The organism is Klebsiella sp. PCX, assembly GCF_021869705.1.
Lineage (GTDB): Bacteria > Pseudomonadota > Gammaproteobacteria > Enterobacterales > Enterobacteriaceae > Klebsiella > Klebsiella quasipneumoniae.
On record NZ_CP091527.1, the window covers coordinates 3,502,103 to 3,524,558 of the forward strand.

The following is a 22,456-nucleotide window of genomic DNA, read 5'->3' on the forward strand; positions in this document are numbered from 1 at the left end:
CAGCGGAGACACTCATCTGCACTCTGAAATCGAGGTCAACATGTCCGTTAATAACAAACAGTGGTACGGTCTACCGCTCAACCTCATCTGGGGATATGTCGCCATCGCCGTGTTTATGACCGGCGACGGCTTTGAGCTGGCTTTTCTGTCGCACTACATCAAAGCACTCGGATTCACCCCGGCGCAGGCTTCCTTTGCCTTTACGCTATACGGTCTGGCCGCCGCCCTGTCGGCGTGGGTCTCCGGCGTGGTGGCGGAGATCATCACCCCACGCAAGGCCATGATGATCGGCTTCGTGCTGTGGTGCGTATTCCATGTACTGTTCCTCGTCTTCGGCCTCGGTCGCGCCAACTATGCGCTGATCCTGCTGTTTTATGGCATCCGCGGCCTGGCCTACCCGCTGTTCCTCTACTCATTTATCGTCGCCATTATCCACAACGTTCGCAGCGACAGTTCCAGCTCTGCGCTGGGCTGGTTCTGGGCGGTCTACTCCGTGGGCATCGGCGTGTTCGGCAGCTATATTCCGAGCTTCACCATTCCCCACATTGGCGAAATGGGGACCCTGTGGCTGGCGCTGGTCTTTTGCGCCACCGGCGGCATCATTGCGCTGGTGTCGATGCGTCATACCGAAACGCCGCGCCATATGCAGAACCTGACCACTCGCGAAAAACTCGCCGAACTGGGGCGCGCCGCGACGCTGCTCTATACCAACCGCAGCATCCTGTTCTCGAGCATTGTGCGCATTATTAACACCCTGTCGCTGTTTGGTTTTGCGGTGATTATGCCGATGATGTTCGTTGATGAGCTGGGCTTTACCACCTCGGAGTGGCTCCAGGTGTGGGCGGCCTTCTTCTTCACCACTATCTTTTCGAACGTTTTCTGGGGGATCGTGGCGGAGAAAATGGGCTGGATGAAGGTGATTCGCTGGTTCGGCTGCATCGGGATGGCGTTCTCCAGCCTGGCGTTTTACTACATCCCTCAGCACTTTGGCCACAGCTTTGCGATGGCGCTGGTGCCGGCTATTGCCCTGGGTATTTTCGTCGCCGCATTCGTGCCGATGGCGGCGGTGTTCCCGGCACTGGAGCCGAACCATAAAGGCGCGGCGATTTCGGTCTATAACCTGTCAGCCGGGCTGTCGAACTTTCTGGCGCCGGCGATCGCCGTGGTGCTGCTGCCCTATTTCAGCACCATCGGGGTGGTGATTGCCTATACCGCCTTATATATTCTGGCCTTCTTCCTGTGCCCGTTAATCCGCGTTGAACAGCCTGGCTTTACCAGTGCTCAGAGTGCAAAACCGTTTACCGCCAACGCGGCGGAGTCTTAATAAACCCGACATCGGGTAGGAACAACGAGCAATCCGGGCGGTGACGCCCGGATTTTCGCCTTAGGCGATGGTGACTTTGCCGTCGAGGTAGACATCCTGCACGGCATTGATCAGCTTCACGCCGTCGGCCATCGATTTCTTAAACGCTTTACGGCCAAGGATCAGCCCCATGCCGCCGGCGCGTTTATTGATCACCGCCGTGCGCACCGCGTCGGCAAGGTCGGTCTCCCCGCCCGCCGCGCCGCCGGAGTTAATCAGCCCGGCGCGGCCCATATAGCAGTTGGCCAGCTGGTAGCGCACCAGATCGATAGGGTTATCGCTGGTCAGTTTGCTGTACACCCGGTCGTCGGTATAGCCGAAGTTAACCGCTTTGTAGCCGCCGTTATTCTCCGCCATTTTCTGCTTAACGATATCGGCGCCGATGGTGGCCGCCAGGTGGTTGGCCTGACCGGTCAGGTCAGCGGACACATGATAGTCGACACCGTCTTTCTTGAAAGCCGAATTGCGCAGATAGGCCCACAGCACGGTGACCAGGCCCAGCTCATGCGCCCGCTCAAAGGCAGCGGAAATCTCTTCTATCTGACGACGCGATTGTTCCGAGCCGAAATAGATCGTCGCGCCCACGGCCACCGCCCCCATATTGAACGCCTGCTCAACGCTGGCGTAGAGGGTCTGGTCGTACTCGGTGGGGTAGCTCAGCGTTTCGTTATGGTTGAGCTTCACCAGGAAAGGAATGCGATGCGCGTAACGGCGCGACACCGAGGCCAGCACGCCGTAGGTCGACGCCACGCAGTTACAGCCGGCTTCGATCGCCAGCTCGACGATATTTTTCGGATCGAAGTACAGCGGGTTGGCGGCGAAGGAGGCCCCCGCCGAGTGCTCCACGCCCTGGTCGACCGGCAGAATGGAAAGGTAGCCGGTCCCCCCCAGACGTCCGGTGTTGTACAGGGTTTGCATATTGCGTAGCACCGCCGGTGGCCGGTTGTTATCCACCATCACCCGATCAACATAATCTGCGCCAGGCAGATACAGCTGGTCGGCCGGAATGGTTATACAACGGTGCTGCAAAAGGCTCTCGGCATCTTTGCCCAGCAACTGCGTAATATCAGTCATAGCAATCTCCCGTAAGGCCGGCCGGAGCCGGCATGCATTATCCCAACCCAATTATTTTGGGCAGGTTAAGCCTGGTACCGACTTAGCCTATTTTCCAGCCGGGAGGGCATTTTTTCAGGAGATTCTGCTGTCCCGTTACGCTGCCATTTACCACCAGGCGTGGAAATGGTGTACCGGTCCGATGCCGTGGCCCACCTCCAGGGAGTCGGCCTGGGCCAGGGCCGCCGACAGCCAGGCCTTGGCCTCGGTAACGGTGGCCGCCCAGTCGGCGTGACGCGGGCGCAGCGCCGCCAGCGCGGCGGAGAGTGTGCAGCCGGTGCCGTGGGTGTTTTTGGTCTGCACTCGCGGCGCGGTAAATCGCTGTTCCCCTTCGCGGGTGAAGAGCCAGTCCGGGCTTTCGGCATCGTCGAGATGGCCGCCTTTCATTAATACTGCGCCGCAGCCCAGCGCCAGCAGCGCCCGCCCCTGCTCCAGCATTTCGCGCTCGTTGCGCGCATGGGGGGCGTCAAGCAGGGCGGCCGCTTCCGGCAGGTTTGGAGTGATCAGCGACACCTGCGGCAACAATCGTTGACGCAGGGTCTCTACCGCCGAGGCCGACAGCAGCGGATCGCCGCTTTTCGCCAGCATGACGGTATCCAGCACCACATTGGCCACCCGGTAGCGCGCCAGCCGCTCGGCCACGGCTTCCACAATATCGGTCTCCGCCAGCATGCCGATTTTGGTGGTATCGATGCGCACATCGCTGAATACCGAATCGAGCTGCGCCGCCACAAAGTCCGGTTCAATACGATAGACCGACTGCACGCCGCGGGTATTCTGCGCCACCAGGGCGGTGATCGCCGAGCAGCCATAGGCCCCCAGCGCGGAGAAGGTTTTCAGATCGGCCTGGATACCGGCCCCGCCGCTGGGATCGGTGCCGGCGATGGTCAGGGCATTGATGCGTTTCATGCGCGCACCTCCTGATACAGCGCGTCGAGAAACGCCGGAACAAAGCTCCCGGGTCCCCCGTGACGGGCGGCGATTTCCCCGGCCTGCTTCATTAACCCGCAGGCGGCGGCCACGTTTTCCAGCCGGTCGCCCGGCAGCGCCGCGCTCGCCGCCACCACCGCCGACAGCGCACAGCCGGTGCCCACCACCCGGGTCATCAGCGCACTGCCGCCCGCCACGCTGAGCACCCGCTCGCCGTCGGTGACGTAATCCACCTCGCCGGTGACCGCCACTACGGTGGTCAACTGACGAGCCAGCGCCTGGGCCGCCGGCAGCGCCGCGGCGGCCGTATCGGTGGTATCCACCCCGCGCCCGCCGCTGCTCATCCCGGCCAGCGCCAGAATTTCAGAGGCATTGCCGCGAATGGCCGCCGGCTGCAGGGCCAGCAGCTCGTGACAAAAGGCCGTGCGCACGGTCAGGGCGCCGACCGCTACCGGATCCAGCGTCCAGGGCTTGCCGGCCTGGCGGGCCTGCTCCACTGCGGCGCGCATGGCCACGGCGCGGTCTGCGGTCAGGGTGCCGACGTTGATTAACAGAGCATCAGCGATAGCGGCAAATTGCGCCGCTTCGCGGGGATCGATCACCATCGCCGGCGAGGCGCCGACGGCCAGCAGAACATTGGCGGTAAAGGTCTGCACCACGTCATTGGTCATGCAGTGCACAAGGGGGGAATGGGCGCGCAGCAGATGGCGCAGGTGCGCGACAGGCGCGGGATTCAGCAGCTCAGGCATGGTTTGCTCCCGCCAGACGAGGTAGAAGCAATGACCCTGCGGTCTCTGACTTCCCTACGCTGGCATTATCCAGATCAGGTGGTACGGGTATTTCTCAGCCTTCAACGAAGAAGGGCACCCCGAGTCATAAAAGCGGTACAACATTTTCCTGAAGCAGAGTACGAAATGTGGCGGTGTAACACAAGCCAGGCTGATTTCTTTTCCCGCCAGCGTCAGTAATACAAAAGAAGTAAAACGCGCATTTTTTGTAAGCAAAACTGGATGAATGTTAATGCATGGTTATATTTAAAAAATCCGTAACAAACAGTCACCTGCGTTATATCGGTAAAACCGAACGAACCATGCCATTAATGAGGATTCCAATGAAATTAACCCCGATAGTGAAAGGGTTAGCGTTAGCGGGTATGTTAAGTAGTCTCGCTTTTGCTGCCTGGGCAGATACGTCAGCCAAAGAGGCGACCGAAGCGACCAAAAAAGCAAACGATGCCCTCTACAACCAACTCCCCTTCTCCGATAACACCGATTTCACCAATGCGCATAAAGGCTTTATTGCCGCCCTGCCGCCAGAGGTCATCAAAGGCGAACAGGGCAATGTCATCTGGGATCCGGGCCAGTACGCCTTCATTAAAGAAGGGGAAAAAGCGCCGGAGACGGTGAACCCGAGCCTGTGGCGCCAGTCGCAGCTGATCAACATCAGCGGCCTGTTTGAAGTCACCGACGGGGTCTACCAGATCCGCAATCTTGATCTCTCCAATATGACAATCATTGAGGGAAAAGAAGGGATCACCGTCGTAGACCCGCTGGTCTCGGCTGAAACCGCCAAAGTCGGCATGGATCTCTACTATAAAAACCGGGGTAAAAAACCGGTCGTCGCGGTGATCTACACCCACAGCCACGTTGACCATTACGGCGGCGTGCGCGGCGTGGTTGATGAAGCCGACGTCAAAGCGGGTAAAGTAAAAATCTACGCGCCGTCCGGCTTTATGGAAGCCGCAGTGGCGGAAAATATCATGGCTGGGAACGTCATGAGCCGCCGCGCCAGCTATATGTACGGCAACCTGCTGAAACCGGACGCCAAAGGCCAGGTGGGCGCCGGTCTGGGCACCACGACCTCCGCGGGCACTGTCACCCTGATTGCGCCAACCAATATTATTGACAAGGACGGCCAGAAAGAGGTGATCGACGGCCTGACCTACGACTTTATGCTGGCGCCGGGCTCCGAAGCGCCGTCAGAAATGCTGTGGTATATCGAAGAGAAGAAATTGATCGAATCCGCAGAGGATGTCACCCACACTCTGCATAACACCTACTCGCTGCGCGGGGCGAAGATCCGTGAGCCGCTGCCATGGTCGAAATATATCAACCAGGCGATCGTTCGCTGGGGCGATAAGGCTGAGATCATAATGGCCCAGCACCACTGGCCAACCTGGGGCAACGAGAACGTGGTTAACCTGCTGAAGAGTCAGCGTGACCTTTATCGTTACATCAACGACCAGACCCTGCGGATGGCTAACGAAGGCCTGACCCGCGATGAAATCGCCGCTAACTTTAAGCTGCCGGACGGCCTCGCCAATACCTGGGCTAACCGCGGCTACTACGGCTCGGTCAGCCACGATGTGAAGGCCACCTACGTGCTGTATCTCGGCTGGTTCGACGGCAACCCGGCCACCCTTGACGAACTGCCGCCGGAAGAAGCGGCGAAGAAGTTCGTCGAGTACATGGGCGGCGCGGATGCCATCCTGAAGAAAGCGAAAGAGGATTACGACCAGGGTAACTACCGCTGGGTGGCCCAGGTGGTGAGCAAAGTCGTCTTCGCCGATCCTAACAACCAGCAGGCGCGTAATCTGGAAGCCGATGCCCTGGAGCAGCTAGGCTATCAGGCGGAGTCCGGCCCGTGGCGTAACTTCTATCTCACCGGCGCCCAGGAGCTGCGTAACGGTGTGGTAAAAGGCCCGACCCCGAACACCGCCAGCCCGGACACCGTCCGCGCCATGACCCCGGAAATGTTCTTTGATTATCTGGCGGTCCATATCAATGGCGAAAAAGCGGGTAACGCGAAGTCGGTGTTCAATATCGATCTCGGCAGTGATGGTGGCCAATATAAGCTGGAGCTGGAAAACGGCGTGCTGAACCACACCGCGAATGCGCAAGCCAAAGAGGCGGATGCCACCCTGACGCTGGATCGCGCCACCCTGAATAAAATCATCCTCAAAGAAGAGACCCTGAAGCAGGCGGAAGATAAGGGCGAGGTGAAAATCAGCGGTAACGGGGCTAAACTCGATGAAATGCTTGGCTATATGGACCCGTTTGACTTCTGGTTTAACATCGTGACGCCGTAATGATTCGCTGACGGCTATCCTGAGTAACAAGGCGGCGATCCCGCCTTGTTACCCTTCTCAGCGTCGTTCAATAGTCCGCGGGCAGCGGGCGATCGATAGAGATAAGCTTGCCACGTTTCATGGTGATATATCCCCCCGCCTTTAAGTCCGCCAGCACGCGAAAAACATGGGTGCGCGAAAGATTGGTACGCCTGATGATAAATAACGCCAGTCCCTCATTTTCACCCTCATGCGTATGCTGCCGATACAGATAACGATACAGCATCGGGCGAATCGTCTGATAGCTGGTCACCTGACGGCGTTCATTGTGCAGGTCGATGGTAAAGATACTCATGAACACCAGCACTTTCGCCAGCGCTTCAACGCGCTGCGGGTGATTATCAATGAACAGACGATCGAAGGTCGCGTAGGTAATTTTACGCAGCGTCACCGGAGCGCTACCGATATATTCAAATTTCGCCAGCGGGCAATATCGCTCCATCAGGCCAATCGGCATATGCTCAATGGAATTACCAATACTCAATCCATTATCCGGCATTAATATTGATAACGAACCCTCGGTACAAAAATAAATATATCCTGACTCCGGACGCCATTTTTTACTGGCGGCGAGAATAACCTCTTCACCTTCCACGAGGATATCGGCAAAAAAGTCGGCTATGGCTAACGTTTTATAATAACTATGTATTTCCTGGAAATTCATCCTCTACCCTCGCCTGCGCCGTTAGCGACAGTATAGCAGTCCTCGCCTGCTAAAGACGAGAGGATCCTTTGGCGGCGCCGCGCCAGTCCCATATGGGACTATTCAGCGGAATATTAGTCTTTAGAATAAACCGCAAGCCATTCACTTTTTAAGCGGGAAATATTGCTTTTATTCCCACGTAATAAATTACCTGAGAGGTAGTGATGAAATTAAATCAGATAGCCAAAAATCTGGCGCTGGCCGGAATGTTATCGTCTTTGTCGATAACCGCCTTTGCCGCCGCGCAACAACAAGATGCCACACCGGCCACGCGGGAGGCGAACCAGGCGCTATACCGCAAACTGCCGTTTGCGGATAAAACCGATTTTAACAACGCCCATCAGGGATTTATCGCGCCCCTGCCGCCGGCGATGCTCAAAGGTGACCAGGGAAATATTATCTGGGACCCGGCCAAATATCATTTCGTCAAAGAGGGAGAAAAGGCGCCGGACACCGTCAATCCCAGCCTGTGGCGACAGTCACAGTTGCTTAATATCGGCGGTCTGTTCAAAGTCACCGACGGCGTTTACCAGATCCGTAATCTCGATCTTTCCAATATGACCATTATTGAAGGCAAAACCGGGATCACCATCATCGACCCGCTGCTAAGCGCCGAACCGGCCAAAGAGGCTCTGGCGCTCTATTTTGCCCACCGGCCGAAAAAACCGGTGATGGCGGTGCTGTTTACCCACAGCCATGTGGACCACTACGGCGGTATCCGCGGCGTGGTGGATGAAGCCGATGTCAAAGCCGGTAAAGTGAAAATTTACGCCCCGGCCGGCTTTATGGAAGAAGCGGTTTCCGAAAATATCATGGCCGGGACCGCGATGAGCCGCCGCGCCAGCTATATGTATGGCAACCTGCTGAAGCCGGACGCCAAAGGTCAGGTTGGCGCCGGTCTCGGCACCACCACCTCGGCGGGTACCGTCACGCTGATCCCGCCGACCAACTACATTACCCATACCGGTCAGCAGGAAGTGATCGACGGTCTGACCTATGACTTTATGATGGCGCCGGGCTCAGAAGCGCCGTCTGAGATGCTGTGGTATGTCAAAGAGAAGAAAATGATCGAGGCGGCAGAGGATGTGACCCATACCCTGCACAACACTTACTCGCTGCGCGGCGCCAAAATCCGCGATCCGCTGGCGTGGTCGAAATACATCAACGCCGCCATCGACCGCTGGGGCAGCGATGCGGAAGTGATTATCGCTCAGCACCACTGGCCGACCTGGGGGAACGACAATATCGTTAAGCTGATGAAAGGTCAGCGCGATATGTATCGCTATATCAACGACCAGACTCTGCGGATGGCGAATTTGGGCATGACCCGCGATGAGATCGCCGCCAACTTCAAGCTGCCGGATTCACTCGAGAAACAGTGGTCCAGCCGCGGCTACTACGGTTCCGTTAGCCACGATGTGAAAGCGACCTACGTCTTCTACCTCGGCTGGTTCGATGGCAACCCGGCCACCCTCGACGAGCTGCCGCCAGAGCAGGCGGCGAAGAAGTTCGTGGAATATATGGGCGGCGCCGATGCCATCATGCAGAAAGCCAAAGCCGACTACCAGCAGGGGAACTACCGCTGGGTGGCGCAGGTGACCAGCAAAATCGTCTTCGCCGATCCTAACAATCAGCAGGCGCGTCATCTGGAAGCCGACGCCCTGGAGCAGCTTGGGTATCAGGCGGAAGCCGGGACCTGGCGCAACTTCTACCTCACCGGCGCTCAGGAGCTGCGTAACGGCGTGCAGAAACTGCCGACGCCGAACACCGCCAGCCCGGATACCGTCCGCGCCATGACGCCGGAAATGTTCTTCGATTACCTCGGGGTGCATCTCAACGGCGAAAAAGCCGGGGCGGCTAAAGCGGTCTTTAACATCGACCTGGGTAAAGACGGCGGCAAGTACAAACTGGAGCTGGAAAACGGCGTGCTTAACCATACCGCCAATGCGGTAGCCGACAACGCTGACGCCAGCATCTCGCTCAGCCGCGACACCCTGAATAAGATCATCCTGAAACAGGAGACGCTGCAGCAAGCTCAGGCTAACGGCGAGGTTAACATTAGCGGCAATGGCGCTAAGCTCGACGAAATGCTGAGCTACATGGACACCTTTGCCTTCTGGTTCAACATCGTCACCCCGTAAGCGCAACGCGCCGAACGCTCCCCCGCCGCCCGTCAGGCCGCGGGGGGGCGTTATCTTCAGGCAAACGCGCCCGAGGGTTTGCCATCCCCCCGCCAGCGGCTCAAAATACGCTGAGGACAACTTTATGCGCGGAGGTATTTATGGCGCTTTATCACCATGCGCTGGTACTGATCAACAGCAGTCAGGACGGCGTCCCGCTGCTCGAGCATGCCGCCAGAATGGCAGAAGAGAACGGCATGCGCATCACCATCGCCCACATCAGCACCGACTACCGGGCGCTGAACTATGTTTCCGACAGCCTGCGCGACGATCAGGTCTCGCAGGAGGTGATCCAGGCCAAAGCCCTGCTCAACGAGCTGGCCTGCACCGTCTCCCTGCCGGTGGATACTCTCTCGCTGGTGACCACTCGCCGGTTTGAAGATGTCGAAGCCTGCATTCGACAGCGGCAGATCGATTTAATTATTGCCGGGCACCATAACAGGCTGCTGGGCGTCCTCTCCTCACACTCGCTGGAGTACATCAACCACTTAACCATAGACGTGCTGATCAAGCACCTGCCCTAGCGCAAGGCGGCCTGTAGCAGGGAAAAACAGTCTTCGATAAGCGGCGGCAGCGCCTGCGGCCCGCGCATCAGGGCCACCGTGCGGGTCAACGCCGGCTGCTGCAGCTGCGCGACCTTGAGCGCCGGGTCCTGCAGATGGGTGGTGTACAGCTCCGGCAGAATCGCCACCGCTAAGCGCGAGCGTACCAGGCCATACAGGGTTTCGATATAGTCCACCTGGTAGCGGGTGGTCAGCGTCAGGCGATGGCTCTCCACTAATGCCGCCACCAGCCGCTGGATATTGCCCTTCGAGAACACGGCAATGTCCCGCCCCACCAGCTGTTTCCACGGCAGATGCGCCTGCGCGGCCAGCGGATCGTCGCGGTGCAGCACCGCCACGAAGGGATCGTCGCGCAGCGGATAGACCAGCAATTCCGCGGGCAGTGAGCTGTCGATCGCCCCGATGCCGAAATCAATCTCGCCACGCTGCAGCGCCAGGATAAGCGCATCGTTGGTCTGATCGTGAAATTCAATGCGCAGGCGGGGAAAGGCCTGGGCCAGGGTCTGCGGCAGCAGAGGAAACAGCAGCGAACTGACCGACGGCACCAGGCCGATGCGCACCGTCCCGTCGCCGCCCGCCTCGACGATCTGCTGCATATCGAAAAAGGCCGCCTGCGCCACGCTGAGGATCCGCTGGGCGTGGGGTAAAATCGCCGCCCCCAGCTCAGTCAGGGTGACCGCCGAAGCGGTGCGGTTGACCAGCTTGCCGCCGAGCACCGTTTCAATCTGCCGCAGGGCGCTGCTCAGCGCCGGCTGGCTAATCGCCAGCCGACTGGCGGTATCGGTAAAATGGCGCAGCTGGGCCAGGGTGACGAAATACTGAAGCTGTTTAAGTGAGAGCGCGGGCAGCCGCTGCCAGGGTTCTTTCATTATCGGGTTCGCTACGGTGGTCCTGCACAATAACCCGAGCTTATCGGGTGATAAATTTATTCATCTGGGCAAACGTTTGCTGTGCCCCTAGAGTATCCGCATTATCCTTGTGCCGGAGTGGTTATGTCCAGCAATGCTCAAGTCCGCCGTCGCGCCGTACAGGCCGCGCGCGGCGAATCCCCGTTTGATCTGCTGCTGGTCGATGCGCAGATCGTCGATATGGCCACGGGCGAAATTCGCCCCGCTGACGTCGGTATCGTCGGCGAGATGATCGCCAGCGTCCACCCCCGCGGCAGCCGCGCCGACGCCCATGAAGTGCATTCCCTGGCCGGTAGCTATCTGTCGCCCGGCCTGATGGACACCCACGTGCACCTCGAAAGCTCGCATCTGCCACCCGAGCGCTACGCCGAAATCGTCCTCACCCAGGGCACCACCGCGGTGTTCTGGGATCCGCATGAGCTGGCCAATGTGCTCGGCGTCGAGGGCGTGCGCTACGCGGTAGACGCCAGCCGCCACCTGCCGCTGCAGGTGATGGTCGCCGCGCCGTCGAGCGTGCCCTCCACCCCCGGCCTCGAAATGTCCGGCGCCGATTTCGCCGGCGCGGAAATGGAGACCATGCTCGGCTGGCCGGAAGTGCGCGGCGTGGCAGAAGTGATGGATATGCACGGCGTGCTGCACGGCAGCGAGCGGATGCAGGAGATTGTCCAGGCCGGTCTTAACAGCGGCAAACTGATTGAAGGCCACGCCCGCGGCCTGAGCGGCGCCGACCTGCAGGCCTACCTCGCCGCCGGCGTCACCTCCGATCATGAACTGACCTCGGCGGACGACGCGCTGGAAAAACTGCGCGCCGGTCTGACGATCGAGATCCGCGGCTCGCACCCCTATCTGCTGCCGGATATCGTCGCGGCGTTGAAAACGCTGCCGCACCTCTCCTCGCAGATCACCGTCTGCACCGATGACGTGCCGCCGGATATGCTGCTGGAGAAAGGCGGGATCATCGCCCTGCTCAACCTGCTGATCGAGCACGGTTTACCGGCGGTCGACGCGCTGCGTTTCGCCACCCTCAACGCCGCTATTCGTCTGCAGCGCCACGATCTCGGGCTGATTGCCGCCGGGCGGCGCGCCGATCTGGTGGTGTTTGACTCCCTGGAAAAACTGGCGGCCCGCGAAGTCTATGTTGGCGGGGAACGGCTGGCCCAGGCCGGCCGCCTGCTGAAGCCGATCGCCCCGGCGCCGGGCGTAACGCCGCCGCGCGATACCTTACAGATAGCCCCCCTCGCCGCCGATGACTTTATCCTGCGCATCAAGGGCATTCGCCACGGCGTCGCCCGCCTGCGCCATATCCGCGGCGCGCGCTTCACCCAGTGGGGTGAGGTCGAGGTGCAGATCCGCGACGGCCAGGTCCAGCTGCCCGCCGGCTTCAGCCTGATCTGGGTCAAGCACCGCCACGGCCGCCATCAGGCGACGCCGCAAATCGCCCTGCTTGAAGGCTGGGGCGAGCTGCGCGGCGCCATCGCCACCAGCTACTCCCACGACTCACACAATCTGGTGGTGCTCGGGCGCGATGCTGAGGATATGGCGCTGGCGGCCAACCAGCTTATCGCCTCCGGCGGCGGGATGGCGCTGGCGCAACAGGGCGAGATCCTCGCCCATGTGGCGATGCCGATTGCCGGCATGCTGTCGGATCTGCCGGCCGCCGAGCTGGCGCGTCAGTTCCGCGAGCTGCGCGATCTGAGCAGCAGAGTCGCTGACTGGGAGCCGCCGTACCGGGTCTTCAAGGCTATTGAAGGCACCTGTCTTGCCTGTAACGCCGGGCCGCATTTAACCGATTTGGGTCTCACCGACGGCGGCAGCCGCCAGATAGTCGACCCGTTGATAGCCTGCCGGGAGACCCCGGCGCCAACGCCTCACAACAATAATCCTCAGGGAGCCTGAGCATGGCCGATAACACACTTCACTCTTCCGCCCGCGATAACTGGCTGGAGCGCCGCTTTGCGCTGCGCTCGCGCGGCGGCACGCTACGCACTGAATGCCTGGCCGGGATCACCGGTTTCCTCGCCGCCGCCTATTTACTGGTGGTCATCCCGGGACTGCTGGCGATCGGCGGGATGGACAAAGGCGCCGCCACCACCGGCACCATTCTGGTCTTCGTCGTCGGTTCGCTGCTGATGGCGTTTTACGCCAACCTGCCGTTTATCGTCGGCCCGGGCATTGGCGGCTCGGTGCTGGTAGGGGTTACGCTGGCCGGTAGCGAGGGGATTGGCTGGCAGACAGGCCTCGGGATCGCCTGCTGGTCAGGGGTTCTCTTCTTCCTGCTGACCCGCTTTGGCCTGCGCGAAGTGGTCACCCGCTCGGTGCCGCAGTCGATCAAGCTGGGGCTGACGGCCTCCATCGGCCTGTTTGTCGCCGTTCTCGGCTTTCGCAACGCCGGGCTGGTGCTCGCCAATGCCAAAACCAACGCCCTGATGCTCGGCGACTTTCTCGCCCCCGGCGCGCTGGTGGCGCTGTGCGGCCTGTTCCTGGCGATAGCCCTGCAGGCGCGTAAGGTGCCGGGCGCCATTTTGTGGGCCATTCTGTGCGCTACCCTGGTGGGGATCCCGTTCGGCGTGACCAAACTGCCGACGCATTTTATCGATGTCCCCCACTCGCTGGCGCCGGTGCTGGGACAGGTTGACCTGCTGGGGGCGTTAAACATCGCCTTCCTGCCGTTCCTGTTCGTCTTTTTCGCTTCTGAGTTTTTCTCCACCATGGGGACGACGCTGGCGGTGGGCGGCGAGGCAGGTCTGCTGGATGAAGAAGGCAACATGCCGCAGATTAATCGCCCGTTTATGGTCGATTCGATTGCTGCGGCGCTCGGCCCGTGGGTGGGGATTCCGGCGGCAACGGCGCTGATCGAGTCCTCGGCGGCAGCGGAAGCCGGCGGCAAAACCGGCCTCACCGCGCTGTCGGCGGCGGTGATGTTCCTGCTGATGCTGCTGTTCACGCCGGTGGCGCTGATGATCCCGAAGGAGGCCACCGCCCCGGCGCTGATCCTGATCGGCCTGAACATGTTCAGCGGCCTGCGCAAAGTGGATCTCGGCAACTTCACCGACGGCCTGCCGGTACTGATGATGGTGATGATCACCCTCATCGCCAACAGCTTCGGCACCGGTATCGCCGGCGGGCTGCTGTTTTACATTGTGATCAAGGCCATCGCCGGCAAGTGGCGGGAAATCCCGATTGGCCTGTGGGTGCTGGCCGTCCCTCTGGTCTACTACTTCGCGACCTTAGTTAGACATTAAGCCCTTCACAATGTGCTTTCACCTCTTCATATAACAAACGCACCGCGGCAGAGAGCTGCTTGCGGTGCGGACAAATCAGGTTCAACGGCACCATATCCCCCTGGTAACGCGGCAGCAGGCGCCGCAGGCGGCCCGCCCGCAGATCGTCGCTGACGTCGAGCATCGATTTATAGGCAATGCCCTCCCCGGCCACCGCCAGCCGCCGGATCACCTCCGCGTCGTCGCTCATCACCGTGCCGGAGACCTTCTGCTGCTGAACTTCTCCGTCGAGGCTCAGTGACCAGCGGTCGAACGGGCGGCCGCGCAAAATGTAGATCAACGCATTGTGCTGGCCGAGCTCCTGAAGGGTCTGCGGCTCGCCGTGGCGGGCGATCCACTCTGGGGAGGCCACCAGCACCCGACGATTTTCCGGCGCCACCGGCAGCGAAATAAACGAGGCGTCATCGTTATTGCCATAGCGAAACGCGACGTCCACCGGATCTTTAAACACGTCGGTCAGTTGGTCGGAAAAGAGCAGCCGCAGGCGCAGCGCCGGATGGCGTTGCCGAAAGTCGCGGAACAAGGTCAGGAGCAGGTTACGCCCGAGGTCTGACGGCACGGCAATCTGCAGCATGCCGCGAATTTCATCATCCGGGGTCTGGATCTTCTGCAGGCCGGCCTCGAGGGTATCGAGCATCTGGGTGGCATACGGCAGCCAGGTCTCCCCCTCCGGCGTCAGGCGCAGGCTGCGGGTCGAGCGGGCGAACAGGCGAATATTGAGGATCGTCTCCAGACGTTTAATCGCCGCGCTCACCTGCGCCGGCTGCTGCCCCGCCTCGCGCGCGGCGTCGCTAAAACTGCCCAGTGCCGCGGCGCGGACAAATAAGGTCAGATCTTCCAGCCTGAACATGCCGATTCTCCCCTGCTTCAGATTGCTCCCAAAATACGCATCACCGTCGCTGCAACGCAAGCAGCGCAGGACTTGCGCCGTGTTTTGCTTACACTTTTTAAAAATCCAGTGCTTGCCATTTCAGCAACGCATCAGGAATGATACGAGGCTGCTATTTTGAGTCCAGGTAATATTGAGGAAATTATGCGTAAAACAAAAATGATGCTTCTGGGCGTACTCCTTGCCACCGCTGGCGCCAGCTGGACGGCTTCTGCCGCGGGGATCGAGCAGTATGCGCTGAAAGAGTTCACCGCCGACTTCACCCAGTTTCACATTGGCGACACCGTTCCGGCGATGTACCTTACCCCGGAATACAACATCAAAGGCTGGCAGCAGCGTAATCTTCCCGCGCCGGACGCCGGCAGCCACTGGACCTATATGGGCGGTAACTACGTGCTGATCACCGACACCGAAGGCAAAATCCTCAAGGTGTACGATGGCGAGATCTTCTATCATCGCTGATCCGCTCAATATCCGCATCCGCCCCGGCGAACCAGCGGACTCTCCGGCGCTGCGCCAGCTCTTCCTGCGGGCGCGCAGTGTATCGTGGACCTGGCTTCCCTCCACGACGTGGCGGCTGGAAGATTTCGATGCCGCCACCGCGGATGAACAGCTGTGGGTCGCGGAATGCGACGGCCTGCCGGTGGGCTTTGCCGCCGTATGGACCGCCGATAATTTCCTTCACCATCTGTTCGTCGACCCGGACTGGCAGGGCAAACATATCGGCAGCGCGCTGCTGGCGCAGGTCGAACGGACCTTTACCGCCAGCGGGACGCTGAAGTGCCTGATGGAAAATAAAAACGCCCTGCGCTTCTACCAGCGTCACGGCTGGACCATCGAAGCACAGGGCGCCTCGCCCGAGGGCGGATACTGGCTGATGCGCTCGCCGCGGCCTTAAACGGCGCGGAAGGCAATCTCACCCGGGATCACTTCTCCCTGCCAGTACATCTGGGCCGCCACCCGGCCCGCCAGCTGGCGGTAAATGTCGGTAAATTCGCTGTCCGGACGCGCCACCACCGTCGGCGTGCCGTTATCCAGATCTTCCCGCAGCGTAATATGCAGCGGCAGCTGGCCCAGCAGCTGGGTGTGGTATTTCTCGGCCAGTTTTTGCGCGCCGCCGGTGCCGAAGATCGGCTCGTGGTGCCCGCAGTTGCTGCAGATATGCATGCTCATGTTTTCCACGATCCCCAGCACTGGCACTTCCACTTTCTCGAACATCACGATGCCCTTTTTGGCGTCGATCAGCGCGATGTCCTGCGGCGTGGTGACCACCACCGCGCCGGTCACCGGAATGTTCTGCGCCAGCGTCAGCTGAATGTCGCCAGTGCCCGGCGGCATATCCAGCACCAGGTAATCCAGATCCGGCCACAGGGTCTCCTGCAGCATCTGCATCAGCGCCTTGCTGGCCATCGGGCCGCGCCAGACCATGGCGTTGTCGTCAGTCACCAGGTAGCCGATGGAATTGGTGGCCAGCCCGTACTTCATGATCGGCGCCATATGGGTGCCGTCCGGCGAGGTCGGGCGGCTGTCCTCCGCGCCAAGCATGGTCGGAATCGACGGGCCGTAGATATCGGCATCCAGAATGCCCACCTTCGCCCCTTCCGCGGCGAGTGCCAGCGCCAGGTTTACCGCCGTGGAGGATTTACCGACGCCGCCTTTCCCGGAGCTGATGGCGATAATGTTCTTCACGCCGTTGATCCCGGGCTGGTTTTTCACGCGCTTGAGGGTGGCGATGCTGTGGGTCAGCTTCCAGTCGATAGCCTTCGCGCCAGTGATGCGCAGCAGCTCGGCGCTGCACTGCTCTTTCAGCGCTTCGAAGGCGCTGCTCCAGACGAACGGCATCTGCAGCTCAATATGAATGGTATCATCCAGCCAGGCGACATGGTGCAGCGCCTTGAGGGTGGTGAGGTTATGCTTCAGGGTTGGGTGCTGGAAATTGGCCAGCGTCCCGGCGACCATCGCACGTAGGCGCTCGGGGGATTTGGCCTGGGATTGCGAATTCATCCCGACTCCTTTGTTGTTTTGAGATGCTTTCAGTAATCACAGAGTTTATCACAGGTAAGGATTATCCATATATGGGCAGCCATTTATGGCGCACCCACAGCCCTTTTGGTAATATCGGAAGCCCTTTTTACAACAGAAGATGTAATGCTCACTATGACTCAAGTCGCGAAGAAAATTCTGGTAACGTGCGCCCTGCCGTACGCCAACGGCTCCATCCACCTCGGCCACATGCTGGAGCACATCCAGGCTGATGTCTGGGTCCGTTACCAGCGAATGCGCGGCCATGAAGTCAACTTCATCTGCGCCGACGACGCCCACGGCACGCCGATTATGCTCAAGGCGCAACAGCTCGGTATCACTCCGGAGCAGATGATTGGCGAGATGAGTCAGGAGCATCAGACCGATTTTGCCGGCTTCGACATCAGCTACGACAACTATCACTCGACGCACAGCGATGAGAACCGCGAGCTGTCGGAGCTGATCTACACTCGTCTGAAAGAGAACGGCTTTATCAAAAACCGTACCATCTCTCAGCTCTACGATCCGGAAAAAGGCATGTTCCTGCCGGACCGTTTTGTGAAAGGCACCTGTCCGAAGTGTAAATCTCCAGACCAGTACGGCGATAACTGCGAAGTGTGCGGCGCGACCTACAGCCCTACCGAGCTTATCGACCCGAAATCGGTGGTCTCCGGCGCCACGCCGGTGATGCGTGACTCCGAACATTTCTTCTTCGACCTGCCGTCATTCAGCGAAATGCTGCAGGCGTGGACCCGCAGCGGCGCGCTGCAGGAGCAGGTGGCGAACAAAATGCAGGAGTGGTTTGAGTCCGGCCTGCAGCAGTGGGACATCTCCCGCGATGCGCCGTACTTCGGCTTCGAAATTCCGAACGCGCCGGGCAAATACTTCTACGTCTGGCTGGACGCGCCGATCGGCTACATGGGCTCCTTCAAGAACCTGTGCGACAAGCGCGGCGACACCACCAGCTTCGACGAATACTGGAAGAAAGACTCCACGGCCGAGCTGTATCACTTTATCGGCAAGGACATCGTCTACTTCCACAGCCTGTTCTGGCCGGCGATGCTGGAAGGCAGCAACTTCCGTAAGCCGACTAACCTGTTCGTGCACGGCTACGTGACGGTCAACGGCGCGAAGATGTCCAAGTCGCGCGGCACCTTCATCAAGGCCAGCACCTGGCTGAAACACTTTGATGCCGACAGCCTGCGCTACTACTACACCGCCAAGCTCTCTTCGCGCATCGATGACATCGACCTTAACCTGGAAGACTTTATCCAGCGCGTGAATGCCGACATCGTCAACAAGGTGGTTAACCTCGCCTCGCGCAACGCCGGCTTTATCAGCAAGCGTTTTGACGGCGTGCTGGCCGCTGAGCTGGCCGACCCGGCGCTGTACAAAACCTTCACCGACGCGGCGGAAAGCATCGGCGAAGCGTGGGACAGCCGCGAGTTCGGTAAGGCCATCCGCGAAATCATGGCGCTCGCCGACGTGGCCAACCGCTATGTCGATGAGCAGGCGCCGTGGGTGGTGGCGAAACAGGAAGGCCGCGACGCCGACCTGCAGGCCATCTGCACCATGGGTCTGAACATGTTCCGCGTGCTGATGACCTGGCTGAAACCGGTCCTGCCGCAGCTGGCCGCGCGTGCGGAAGCGTTCCTCAACAGCGAGCTGAGCTGGGACGCCATTCAGCAGCCGCTGCTGGCGCATAAGGTCAATCCGTTTAAGGCGCTGTACAACCGCATCGAGATGAAACAGGTGGAAGCCCTGGTTGAAGCGTCAAAAGAAGAGGTGAAAGCCGCAGCTGCGCCAGTGACCGGCCCGCTGGCGGACGATCCGATTCAGGACACCATCACCTTTGACGATTTCGCCAAAGTCGATCTGCGCGTGGCGCTGATTGAGAACGCGGAATTTGTTGAAGGCTCCGACAAGCTGCTGCGCCTGACGCTGGATCTGGGCGGCGAGAAGCGTAACGTCTTCTCCGGCATCCGCTCCGCTTATCCGGATCCGCAGCCGCTGATTGGCCGCCTGACGGTGATGGTCGCCAACCTGGCGCCGCGCAAAATGCGCTTCGGTATCTCGGAAGGGATGGTGATGGCCGCCGGCCCTGGCGGGAAGGATATCTTCCTGTTAAGCCCTGACGACGGCGCCAAGCCGGGTCAGCAGGTGAAATAATAAAAAAGCCGGATTAACCATCCGGCTTTTTTTTGCCCGGCGGCGCTGCGCTTGCACGGGCCTACGGGTTATGTAGACCGGGTAAGGCGAAACCGCCACCCGGCAAAAATCACGGTTTCGGGTGATGCACCCGCTGGGTCAGCCCGCGCAGGAAATTGCGCAGAAACTGGTCGCCGCACTCGCGGTAGTTTTTGTGGTCAGGCGATCGCATCATGGCGGTCACTTCCGGCACCGACACGCGGTATTTCTGCTCGCTCATGATCGCCACAATATCGTCCGTTTTCAGCGAGAAGGCGATCCGCAGCTTTTTCAGCACCGTGTTGTTATTCACCCGACGCTCCAGCGCTAACTCCGGCGCCGAATCGTCTTTGCCGCGCTTGTCATAGATAAGGCCGTTGAGGAAACCCGACAGGATAATGTCCGGGCAGCGGACAAAGCCCTCTTCATCCTCTTTCGTGGTCCAGGTGTCGAAGCTGGCGGAGGTGGATTCCATAGCGGATAGCGCAAGAATGCGCACCATATCGTTATTATTGACTTTCAGGGTGTAGCGCAGGCTACGAAGAATATCATTACTGAGCATGAGTGCCTTTTACTGTCGATGATGCAATGGGGCGCAGTGTAGCAGCTTTACAGGCCAATCGCCTCTTTCAGGCTTTTTAAATAGCGTCGGCTCACCGGCACCGTTTGCCCGGCGCGCATTAGCAGCTCCGCCTGACCATTCTCCTCCAGGCGAATCTCCTTCAGGTGCGCCATATTCACCAGATACTGGCGATGGCAGCGCAGCAGCGGCGTGCGGCTCTCAAGGGTGCGCAGGGTCAGCTCGGTAAACCCTTCCTTGCCCTCGCGGTCGGTCACGTAGATGCCGCTCATCCGGCTGCTGACGAAGGCTACATCCTCCATCTGCAGCAGCCAGATACGGCTGTGACCGGTACAGGGTATGTATTTCAGCGTCTGCTGAGCATCATCCAGCAGCGACACATCCTGCAGATTACGCTCCTGGCGCAGGCGGGCGAGGGTTTTCTCCAGCCGCGCAGCTTCAATCGGCTTGAGCAGATAGTCAAAAGCGTGCTCCTCAAAGGCTTTCACCGCGTATTCATCAAAGGCGGTGAGAAACACAATATAGGGGCGGTGCTCCGGGTCGAGCATCCCGACCATCTCCAGACCGCTGATGCGCGGCATCTGGATGTCGAGAAACAACACGTCGGGACGCAGCTTATGTACCGCGCCAATCGCCTCCACCGCGTTGCCGCACTCGCCGACGATCTCGATATCGCGCTGTGTCTCCAGCAATATACGCAGGTTTTCCCGCGCCAGCGGCTCATCATCGACGATCAATACTCTCAGCATGCATTCTCCTCCAGGGGCAGACGTAGGGTGACACGGGTAAAGCGCTCCGGCTCGCAGGTGACGCTGATGCCGCAGTCGGCGCCAAAACGCGCCCGCAGCCGCCTGTCCACCAGATTCATCCCCAGCCCGCTGGCCTGAGGGTTGGCCTGGTACAGCCCGGCGTTATCTTCGATATCCAGCTGCAGCCAGCGATCGTCCTGGCTGGCGCGAATGGTAATTTCGCCGACGCCTAGATGCTGCGATGTGCCATGCTTAATGGCGTTCTCCACGATCGGCTGGAGGGTAAAGGCCGGCAGCTGGTGATGCGCCAGCCCTTCCGGCACCGCCATCTGGATCTGCAGGTTAGCCTGAAAGCGGGCCTTCTCAATCTGCAGATAGGCGTTAACATGCTCTATCTCATCGGCGAGGGTGACGATTTCCGTCGGCCGCTTCAGGTTCTTGCGAAAGAAGGTCGACAGATACTGCACTAGCTGGCCGGCCTGCTCGCTGTCGCGACGGATCACCGCCTTCAGGGTGTTGAGCGCGTTAAACAGGAAGTGCGGGTTAACCTGGGCATGCAGGAGCTTGATTTCGGATTGCGTCAGCAGCGCCTTCTGCCGCTCGTACTGCCCGGCGAGGATCTGCGCCGACAGCAGCTGAGCGATCCCCTCTCCTAGGGTGCGGTTGATCGAACTGAACAGACGGTTTTTCGCCTCATACAATTTGATGGTGCCGATCACCCGCTGGTTCTCACCGCGTAAGGGGATCACCAGCGTCGATCCCAGCTTACAGTGCGGATGAATCGAGCAGCGGTAGGGCACCTCGTTGCCGTCGGCATACACCACCTCCCCGGTCTCAATCGCCCGTTGCGTATACGACGAGGAGATAGGTTTGCCCGGCAGATGGTGGTCGTCGCCGATGCCGGTGAACGCCAGCAGCTTGTCGCGATCGGTGATCGCCACCGCGCCGATATCCAGCTCCTGGATAAGCACCTGGGCCACCTTCATGCTGTTCTCTTCGTTGAACCCCTGACGCAGGATCCCCTCGGTGGACGCCGCCACCTTCAGCGCCGTGGCGGAAAAAGCGGAGGTGTACTTCTCGAACATCGCCCGCTTGTCCAGCAGAATGCGCATAAACAGCGCCGCACCGACGGTATTGGTCACCATCATCGGCGCAGCAATGCTCTGCACCAGATGCAGGGCGTCCTGGAACGGGCGGGCAATCAGCAGAATGATCATCATCTGCACCAGCTCGGCCACGAAGGTGATCGCCCCGGCGGTGAGCGGGCTAAAGACTTTGTCCGGCCGGCCGCGTTTGACCAGCACGCTGTGCACCAGACCGCCCAGTAGCCCCTCGACGATGGTGGAGACCATACAGCTTAACGCGGTCATCCCCCCCAGCGAGTAGCGGTGCAGGCCGCCGGTCAGCCCCACCAGCCCGCCGACCACCGGGCCGCCGAGCAGGCCGCCCATCACGGCGCCGATGGCGCGGGTGTTGGCGATAGAGTCTTCGATATGCAGACCAAAATAGGTCCCCATAATGCAGAAAATGGAGAAGGTGACGTAGCACAGCAGCTTGTGCGGCAGGCGAACGGTGACTTGCATCAGGGGGATAAACAGTCGGGTTTTGCTCATCAACCACGCGATGACCAAAAATACGCACATCTGCTGAAGCAGCAGCAACACCAGATCAAACTCGTACATACCCGCAAACCACACATTTCAGAAAGCGCGTACCATACCCTGACTGGAGAAAACTTTCTTTGAAGCCCTGCATAAAAATGAAAAATGACGGGCAGGATCACACTTTTTTGCGGCGCGTTGCTCAGCCAAAGCGGCAAAAAGCCCGGCGCGGCGCGCTAAACCGCAATTAATGTTTCATT

General features: G+C 59.8%; 19 protein-coding genes and 1 riboswitch. Of the genes, 9 read left to right on the forward strand and 10 right to left on the reverse strand.

The features are described from left to right. The first annotated feature begins 40 nt into the window (after positions 1 to 40). A complete protein-coding gene (locus GQR96_RS16670) occupies positions 41 to 1,324 on the forward strand; it encodes an RbtT/DalT/CsbX family MFS transporter (protein ID WP_004201577.1) in 1,284 nt (427 codons plus the stop codon). Between the two features lie 60 nt (positions 1,325 to 1,384). Here GQR96_RS16670 and fbaB read toward each other — a convergent pair whose 3' ends face one another. The 3 genes from fbaB to thiM all read right to left on the reverse strand — a co-directional run bounded on the left by fbaB (position 1,385) and on the right by thiM (position 4,155). After that, positions 1,385 to 2,437, reverse strand: coding sequence for a class I fructose-bisphosphate aldolase (gene fbaB / locus GQR96_RS16675; protein ID WP_004201578.1), 1,053 nt, complete (start codon positions 2,435 to 2,437; stop codon positions 1,385 to 1,387). A 147-nt stretch (positions 2,438 to 2,584) separates the two neighbouring features. Next, a complete protein-coding gene (thiD, locus tag GQR96_RS16680) occupies positions 2,585 to 3,385 on the reverse strand; it encodes a bifunctional hydroxymethylpyrimidine kinase/phosphomethylpyrimidine kinase (RefSeq protein WP_009307429.1) in 801 nt (266 codons plus the stop codon). Then, positions 3,382 to 4,155, reverse strand: coding sequence for a hydroxyethylthiazole kinase (gene thiM / locus GQR96_RS16685; protein WP_069135505.1), 774 nt, complete (start codon positions 4,153 to 4,155; stop codon positions 3,382 to 3,384). The genes thiD and thiM overlap by 4 nt, the downstream gene beginning before the upstream one ends. 34 nt (positions 4,156 to 4,189) lie before the next feature. After that, positions 4,190 to 4,287: riboswitch (TPP riboswitch) on the reverse strand. A gap of 230 nt (positions 4,288 to 4,517) precedes the next feature. Here thiM and GQR96_RS16690 point away from each other — a divergent pair. Continuing rightward, on the forward strand, positions 4,518 to 6,494 hold the full coding sequence (locus GQR96_RS16690; RefSeq protein ID WP_069135504.1) for an alkyl/aryl-sulfatase: 1,977 nt from the start codon (positions 4,518 to 4,520) through the stop codon (positions 6,492 to 6,494). Between the two features lie 67 nt (positions 6,495 to 6,561). Here GQR96_RS16690 and GQR96_RS16695 read toward each other — a convergent pair whose 3' ends face one another. Next, on the reverse strand, positions 6,562 to 7,197 hold the full coding sequence (locus tag GQR96_RS16695; protein ID WP_049116333.1) for a helix-turn-helix domain-containing protein: 636 nt from the start codon (positions 7,195 to 7,197) through the stop codon (positions 6,562 to 6,564). Positions 7,198 to 7,400: 203 nt separating this feature from the next. On the opposite strand from GQR96_RS16695, the gene GQR96_RS16700 reads away from it, so the two are divergent. Both GQR96_RS16700 and GQR96_RS16705 read left to right on the forward strand, forming a co-directional pair. Further along, entirely contained in the window at positions 7,401 to 9,377 is a 1,977-nt protein-coding gene (locus GQR96_RS16700; protein WP_069135503.1) for an alkyl/aryl-sulfatase, read from the forward strand. A 140-nt stretch (positions 9,378 to 9,517) separates the two neighbouring features. Further along, positions 9,518 to 9,940, forward strand: coding sequence for a universal stress protein (locus tag GQR96_RS16705; protein ID WP_032456392.1), 423 nt, complete (start codon positions 9,518 to 9,520; stop codon positions 9,938 to 9,940). Here the strand turns inward: GQR96_RS16705 and GQR96_RS16710 are convergent. Beyond that, entirely contained in the window at positions 9,937 to 10,851 is a 915-nt protein-coding gene (locus GQR96_RS16710; protein WP_025999155.1) for a LysR family transcriptional regulator, read from the reverse strand. The genes GQR96_RS16705 and GQR96_RS16710 overlap by 4 nt on opposite strands. A gap of 120 nt (positions 10,852 to 10,971) precedes the next feature. Between GQR96_RS16710 and GQR96_RS16715 the strand changes: the two genes are divergently transcribed. After that, a complete protein-coding gene (locus GQR96_RS16715) occupies positions 10,972 to 12,783 on the forward strand; it encodes an adenine deaminase (RefSeq protein WP_004201587.1) in 1,812 nt (603 codons plus the stop codon). A 2-nt stretch (positions 12,784 to 12,785) separates the two neighbouring features. Continuing rightward, the gene (locus GQR96_RS16720; protein ID WP_023318729.1) at positions 12,786 to 14,129 is read left to right on the forward strand and encodes an NCS2 family permease; all 1,344 of its coding nucleotides are present in this window, start codon (positions 12,786 to 12,788) and stop codon (positions 14,127 to 14,129) included. Here GQR96_RS16720 and GQR96_RS16725 read toward each other — a convergent pair. Further along, positions 14,119 to 15,018 carry a LysR family transcriptional regulator gene (locus GQR96_RS16725; RefSeq protein WP_004201589.1) on the reverse strand — a complete coding sequence of 300 codons (900 nt, stop codon included), beginning with the start codon at positions 15,016 to 15,018 and terminating at the stop codon, positions 14,119 to 14,121. The two genes, GQR96_RS16720 and GQR96_RS16725, sit on opposite strands and share 11 nt — an antisense overlap. 183 nt (positions 15,019 to 15,201) lie before the next feature. On the opposite strand from GQR96_RS16725, the gene GQR96_RS16730 reads away from it, so the two are divergent. Both GQR96_RS16730 and GQR96_RS16735 read left to right on the forward strand, forming a co-directional pair. Continuing rightward, positions 15,202 to 15,519 (forward strand): RcnB family protein, encoded by a 318-nt coding sequence (locus GQR96_RS16730; RefSeq protein WP_017899344.1) that lies wholly within the window; start codon positions 15,202 to 15,204, stop codon positions 15,517 to 15,519. Continuing rightward, positions 15,494 to 15,955 (forward strand): GNAT family N-acetyltransferase, encoded by a 462-nt coding sequence (locus GQR96_RS16735; protein WP_017899343.1) that lies wholly within the window; start codon positions 15,494 to 15,496, stop codon positions 15,953 to 15,955. Before GQR96_RS16730 ends, GQR96_RS16735 begins: the two co-directional genes overlap by 26 nt. On the opposite strand, the gene apbC is transcribed toward GQR96_RS16735, so the two are convergent. After that, positions 15,952 to 17,061: an iron-sulfur cluster carrier protein ApbC gene (gene apbC / locus GQR96_RS16740; protein WP_062914156.1), complete on the reverse strand. Its 1,110-nt coding sequence runs from the start codon at positions 17,059 to 17,061 to the stop codon at positions 15,952 to 15,954. The two genes, GQR96_RS16735 and apbC, sit on opposite strands and share 4 nt — an antisense overlap. A 153-nt stretch (positions 17,062 to 17,214) precedes the next feature. On the opposite strand from apbC, the gene metG reads away from it, so the two are divergent. Beyond that, positions 17,215 to 19,248, forward strand: a complete 2,034-nt coding sequence (gene metG, locus GQR96_RS16745; RefSeq protein ID WP_032431250.1) for a methionine--tRNA ligase — start codon at positions 17,215 to 17,217, stop codon at positions 19,246 to 19,248. A 109-nt stretch (positions 19,249 to 19,357) separates the two neighbouring features. On the opposite strand, the gene GQR96_RS16750 is transcribed toward metG, so the two are convergent. The 3 genes from GQR96_RS16750 to GQR96_RS16760 are packed head-to-tail and all read right to left on the reverse strand — an operon-like array spanning position 19,358 to position 22,277. Beyond that, on the reverse strand, positions 19,358 to 19,828 hold the full coding sequence (locus tag GQR96_RS16750; RefSeq protein ID WP_017899341.1) for a YehS family protein: 471 nt from the start codon (positions 19,826 to 19,828) through the stop codon (positions 19,358 to 19,360). Positions 19,829 to 19,875: 47 nt separating this feature from the next. After that, on the reverse strand, positions 19,876 to 20,595 hold the full coding sequence (gene btsR, locus GQR96_RS16755; RefSeq protein WP_004144215.1) for a two-component system response regulator BtsR: 720 nt from the start codon (positions 20,593 to 20,595) through the stop codon (positions 19,876 to 19,878). Then, positions 20,589 to 22,277, reverse strand: coding sequence for a sensor histidine kinase (locus GQR96_RS16760; RefSeq protein ID WP_004201596.1), 1,689 nt, complete (start codon positions 22,275 to 22,277; stop codon positions 20,589 to 20,591). Before GQR96_RS16760 ends, btsR begins: the two co-directional genes overlap by 7 nt. Positions 22,278 to 22,456 lie beyond the last annotated feature (179 nt).